Below are 4,828 nucleotides of genomic sequence, written 5' to 3'. Positions count from 1 at the left end.
TTGGCGCGCAGCTTGGCCACCGCGAACGCGCCGAGCAGCGCCGCCCACAGCGCCGCCACCAAGCCCAGTTTGAGCACCCGCGAGTCGTCGCTGAGCACCATCACCGCGGCCGCCGCGGCGGCGAGCACGACCGTGCCGATCCACAGCGCCGAGGTGTGTCGAGGCGCGTGTTCGGGGCGGCCGGAGCTGGTCATGTCCGCACGGTACCCGGCGGTTATCTGTTCGAGATCCGCAGGGAACCGACCGCTCGGCATGTTCCGCGGCGCGCACCAGTGCCATACCTCCGGACTGCCGAGCCGTTGTTTTCCGCGTGAGAGAAACCCGCGGAGTCACTCCCCGTCGTCGTGCTCTTCGGGGTCGTCCGGATTGCGCAGGCAGTGCTCCAGCCACAACCCGGCCGCCACCAGCAGCGCCGCGCTCACCAGCCCGATGACGGCCGCCGGGGTGTCCGAGGCCGCGGCCTGCACTTCGCCGCGCATCGGCAGCAGGAAGCCGAGCAGGCCGAGCCACACCCCGCCCATGATCGCGCCGGCCATCGAGGAAGCCTTCGCCAGCGCGACCGCGCGCGCCGCGGTCAGCGAATCCACCGGCTCGGTACCGGACTTGCGCAGGATCCGCGGCCGCATGGTGCTGGCCAGGATCACGTCGACGATCGCGACCAGCAGCAACGTCGCGCCCGCGAGCGCGGGCAGCCGCGGCAGTCCGCCATAGGCTGCGCGGCAGCCCAGGTACGCCAGCGCACCCGCCACGACGGCGGCGATGACGAGGTGCCGGATCTGGGTGAAGCTCATCCGCTCTTGCTGCCGAGGTGCCACCGGACCAGCATCCCACCGCGCGGCCCCGTGCCCGCCACGCCCCGCAGCGGAAATCGGGCTTGCACTTCCAGCGGCTGGAAGGCGGAAGGTGACCTGCGTGGACGACGACCAGCGCTACAGCATCGGAGAGCTCAGCCGCCGCACGGGCCTGAGCGCCAAGACGATCCGGTTCTACTCCGACGAGGGCCTGGTCCCGCCCATCGACCGCACCTCCGCGGGCCACCGCCGCTACGACGTGACCGCGATGGCCCGGCTCGAACTGGTGCGCACGTTGCGCGACCTCGGTGCCGGTCTCGGCGAGGTACGCCGCGTGCTGGCCGCCGAGACGGATCTGCCGTCGCTGGCGCAGCGGCAGCTTCAGCTGGTGGAGGAGCAGTTGCGGCGGCTGCGGACGCGGCGGGCCGTGCTGCGCGCGGTCGTCCGGGAGCAGAAGACGACCGAAGAGGTGAGGCTCATGCACAAGCTCGCGCAACTGTCGGACGGCGAGCGCGACCGGCTGATCGACGAGTTCTGGGACTACACGATCAGCGGGCTGGACATCGACGAGGAATTCGCCGAGTGGATGCGTTCGGCGAAACCCCGATTGCCGGACGACCCGAATCCCGCGCAGGTCGAAGCGTGGGTGGAACTGGCCGAGCTGATCAACGACCAGAGCTTCCGCGCCGCGGTGCGGGAGATGTGGCGCCGGCAGGCCGAGCGGATGGCGGCGGGCGACGAGGTTCCCGTGCAGACCCCGGACCAGGCGGCGCAGTGGTGGTCGCTGCACGACGACGTCAACGCGGCCGAGCAGGCGGGCACGGCGCCGGACTCGGCTCGTGGCCGGGAGCTAGCCGAGCGGGCCGCCCGGACCTACGCCGAACAGCTCGGCACCGCCGACTCGCCGCAGGTCCGCGGCGAGCTGGCGGAGTTCCTGGCGCAGCCGGTCGACGAGCGGATGTCGCGCTACTGGGAGCTGCTGGCGATCATCAACGACTGGCCCGCGCACCCGACCAGGCAGGCCGGGATGCACTGGCTCGCCGCCGCGGTGCGCGGCACGCTGGATTGATCCACTCTGGACTGATCCCTGCTGAGCCTGATCCGCGCTCGCCCTCCCGCCGACACGCCCGCCCACCCGCCGAACGGTGCACTTGCACCCGGAGTGAACGACCTCTTCGCCCTACAAGACTGGGCGAACGGTCCGTTCACTCATTGCGGAAATCGCAGCAGAGCGCCGGTTTCCGGGCGTGTCGGCGCAGCGCGGAGTTCGGATCGGAGCGAGCAGGCGGTTCCTTCAGCGCGGAATGCGCAGCGCGAGATCCGGGCGAGCACGCACTGCTTCGAGGTCGGCAGCGGGCAAGGCATCGCGCAGCGCCGCGACCGGACCGCGCCCGGGCAGCACCGCCTCCGGCTCGACCGCGAGCCACGGGATCAGCACCGTCGCCCGGCTCGGCGTTCCGGGATGCGGCAGCAGCAGGTCCGGGTGCTCGCTGCGCACCCCGTCCACGGCGACGACGTCGACGTCCAGCGTGCGCGGACCCCAGCGCTGCTCGCGGATCCGTTCCGCAGCCCGTTCCAGCTCTTGAGCGCGCCGCAGCCAACCCCATTCGTCCACATCGGACGACTGCACCACGAGCACCGCGTTGAGGAAGTCCGGCTGATCGGTCACGCCCCACGGTTCGGTCTCGAACACCGGTGAGGCCGCCACCAGGACGTCGGCGAACCCGTCCACGGCCAGCTGCAGGAAACCCAGCCGGTCCCCCAGATTCGACCCGAGCGAGAGCACCGCCCTGCTCATCCGCACCCTCCCGCCAGATCAAGCTCGCCGATCGCTGTCACGCCGCCCCGATGTCGTGCAGCTCGATCGATCGCAGAGAGCCGCGGTCGCTCCCACGAAGCAGACCATCTCGCCGCGAACCAGCTCAGGGCGAGTTGCCGCCCCGGCCACCGCGCCGCGAACGGCGGATCGTCACCGCCACGTCCGCGAACGTCAACGGGATCGGGGCGGACGGCTTGTGGATCGTCACCTCCGCGGCGTGCGCGGCGTGCTCGGCCATGATGCCGTCGGCGATCTCCGCGGCCACGGTCTCGATCAGATCCCGCGAGGGACCGCCCACGACGTCCGCCGCGCGCTGCGCCAGCTCGCCGTAGTTCAGCGTCTGCGCCAGGTCGTCGTCCGCCGCGGCACCCGCCAAGTCGGCCCACACGGTGATGTCGACGGAGAACTCGTGCCCGTCGCGCTTCTCCTGGTCGTAGACCCCGTGCCTGCCGTGCACCCGCAGCCCGGTCAACGTGATCCGGTCAGCCAACGGTCCTCCCCGCTCGCCACGCCGCGGCCACCGCGACCGCGTCCAACGAACTCACCACGTCGTGCACCCGGACCGCCCACGCGCCGCGGTCCGCGGCCAGCGCCGAAACCGCCGCCGTCGCGGTCTCCCGCCCAGTGGGCGGGCGCGGCGTGCCGTCCGGATCGGCCAGCAGCTTGCCGAGGAACCGCTTGCGGGCAGCGCCCACCAGCACCGGGAACCCGAGCTGCACGAACTCGCCGAGGTCGTGCAGCAGCGCCCAGTCGTGCTCCCCGGTCTTGGCGAAGCCGAGCCCCGGGTCGAGCACGATCGCCTCCTCCCGGACACCGGCCCGCACCGCCGCGTCCACCTGCCGCAGCAGTTCGGAACGCACCTCGGCGACCACGTCGGTGTAGTTCGCCAGCGAATTCATGTCCCGGCTGTGCCCGCGCCAGTGCATCAGCACCCACGGCAACCCGGTCTCCGCGGCGACCCGCGCCATGTCCGGGTCCGCCAGCCCGCCGGAAACGTCGTTGATCATCGCGGCACCGGCCTTCGCGGTGGCCTCCGCGACCTGCGCACGCGTGGTGTCCACGCTCACCGGCACACCGGCCGCGACCAGCTCGGTCACCACCGGAAGCACCCGATCGGCCTCGGTGCCGGGATCGACCCGCGCCGATCCCGGCCGGGTGGACTCGCCACCGACGTCGATGATGTCCGCGCCCGCCCGGTGCATCTCGATGCCGTGCTCGATCGCGGCCGCGCGGTCCAGGTAGCGCCCGCCGTCCGAGAACGAATCCGGCGTCACGTTCAACACGCCCAGCACGGCGCACCGGCCGGGGCGGGGCAGCTCGACGACCATCAGTTCCCCCTGATCAACGCCAGGGCCTCGGACCGCGACGAAGCCGACGTGCGGAACACGCCGCGCACCGCCGAAGTGGTCGTGGTCGACCCGGCCTTGCGCACGCCGCGCATCCCCATGCACAGGTGCTCGGCGTCGACCACCACGATCACGCCGCGCGGTTCGAGTTTGCGCACCAGGGCGTCGGCGACCTGCGAAGTCAGCCGCTCCTGCACCTGCGGGCGCTTCGCGTACAGATCCACCAGCCGGGCCAGCTTGGACAGCCCGGTCACCCGGCCCTTCTCGTTCGGGATGTAGCCGATGTGCGCGACCCCGTGGAACGGCAGCAGGTGGTGCTCGCACTGCGAGTACATCGGGATGTCGCGCACCAGCACGAGTTCCTCGTGCGCTTCGTCGAAGGTGCGGTCGAGCACCTCGTCCGGGTCGGTGTAGAGGCCCGCGAACAGTTCCTGGTACGCCCGCGCCACCCGGGACGGGGTTTCCCGCAGGCCCTCCCGGTCCGGGTCCTCACCGGCGGCGAGCAGCAGTTCCCGGATCGCCGCCTGCGCCCGCTCGTGGTCGAAGCGGGGGTGTTCGAACGTCGTCGCGGACGGCCGGAAGTCGTCCTCCGACCCGGCTTGCTCACCGAGACTGCTGATCACTGGTCGTTCCTCCACCGGTTCGGCCGCACCGATGGGGGCACCGGCGTGCGGTGCCCCCATCGGCGTTGCTCGTGCACCGGCTCGATTCCTCGACGCGCGGCCGTCGTGCTCAGCGGGACGTGCCGCCGCCGCCCGATTCGTCTCCCCGGTCCGTCCGGTTCGGGTCCTCGCCCGCGGGCGGGGACTGCGCCGAGTTCTGCTCGGTCCCGGACCGGTCGGCCTGGTCCTGCGCACCCGAAGCGTTCTGGC

6 protein-coding genes and 1 pseudogene are annotated in these 4,828 nt (G+C 71.9%); 1 reads left to right on the top strand and 6 read right to left on the bottom strand.

All coding sequences use genetic code 11. The features are described from left to right. A pseudogene (locus tag IJH84_RS08450) lies at window positions 1-194 on the bottom strand (hypothetical protein); the annotation flags it as partial. A 135-nt stretch (window positions 195-329) separates the two neighbouring features. After that, window positions 330-791 carry a DUF3180 domain-containing protein gene (locus IJH84_RS08445; protein ID WP_295142374.1) on the bottom strand — a complete coding sequence of 154 codons (462 nt, stop codon included), beginning with the start codon at window positions 789-791 and terminating at the stop codon, window positions 330-332. A gap of 121 nt (window positions 792-912) precedes the next feature. Between IJH84_RS08445 and IJH84_RS08440 the strand changes: the two genes are divergently transcribed. Further along, on the top strand, window positions 913-1,860 hold the full coding sequence (locus IJH84_RS08440) for a MerR family transcriptional regulator (protein ID WP_295142371.1): 948 nt from the start codon (window positions 913-915) through the stop codon (window positions 1,858-1,860). A gap of 225 nt (window positions 1,861-2,085) precedes the next feature. Here IJH84_RS08440 and folK read toward each other — a convergent pair whose 3' ends face one another. From folK to folE, 4 genes are all read right to left on the bottom strand, one after another. Next, window positions 2,086-2,589: a 2-amino-4-hydroxy-6-hydroxymethyldihydropteridine diphosphokinase gene (gene folK, locus IJH84_RS08435; protein ID WP_295142368.1), complete on the bottom strand. Its 504-nt coding sequence runs from the start codon at window positions 2,587-2,589 to the stop codon at window positions 2,086-2,088. A gap of 124 nt (window positions 2,590-2,713) precedes the next feature. Beyond that, complete coding sequence (gene folB, locus IJH84_RS08430; protein ID WP_200068277.1) at window positions 2,714-3,100, bottom strand: dihydroneopterin aldolase; 387 nt, start codon at window positions 3,098-3,100, stop codon at window positions 2,714-2,716. After that, on the bottom strand, window positions 3,093-3,938 hold the full coding sequence (folP, locus tag IJH84_RS08425; RefSeq protein ID WP_200068276.1) for a dihydropteroate synthase: 846 nt from the start codon (window positions 3,936-3,938) through the stop codon (window positions 3,093-3,095). Before folP ends, folB begins: the two co-directional genes overlap by 8 nt. After that, on the bottom strand, window positions 3,938-4,579 hold the full coding sequence (gene folE, locus IJH84_RS08420) for a GTP cyclohydrolase I FolE (RefSeq protein ID WP_295142362.1): 642 nt from the start codon (window positions 4,577-4,579) through the stop codon (window positions 3,938-3,940). Before folE ends, folP begins: the two co-directional genes overlap by 1 nt. Window positions 4,580-4,828: the final 249 nt, after the last annotated feature.

Origin of the sequence: Saccharopolyspora sp., assembly GCF_017434145.1 — a bacterium.
GTDB classification, from domain to species: Bacteria; Actinomycetota; Actinomycetes; order Mycobacteriales; family Pseudonocardiaceae; genus Saccharopolyspora_C; species Saccharopolyspora_C galaxeae.
This window is presented reverse-complemented; position numbering and strand designations above follow the sequence as displayed.

Coding starts and splice junctions, on each gene's coding strand:
- IJH84_RS08445 (WP_295142374.1), bottom strand. CDS start 791: ATGAGCTTCACCCAGATCCGGCACCTCGTCATCGCCGCCGTCGTGGCG.
- folK (WP_295142368.1), bottom strand. CDS start 2,589: ATGAGCAGGGCGGTGCTCTCGCTCGGGTCGAATCTGGGGGACCGGCTG.
- folP (WP_200068276.1), bottom strand. CDS start 3,938: ATGGTCGTCGAGCTGCCCCGCCCCGGCCGGTGCGCCGTGCTGGGCGTG.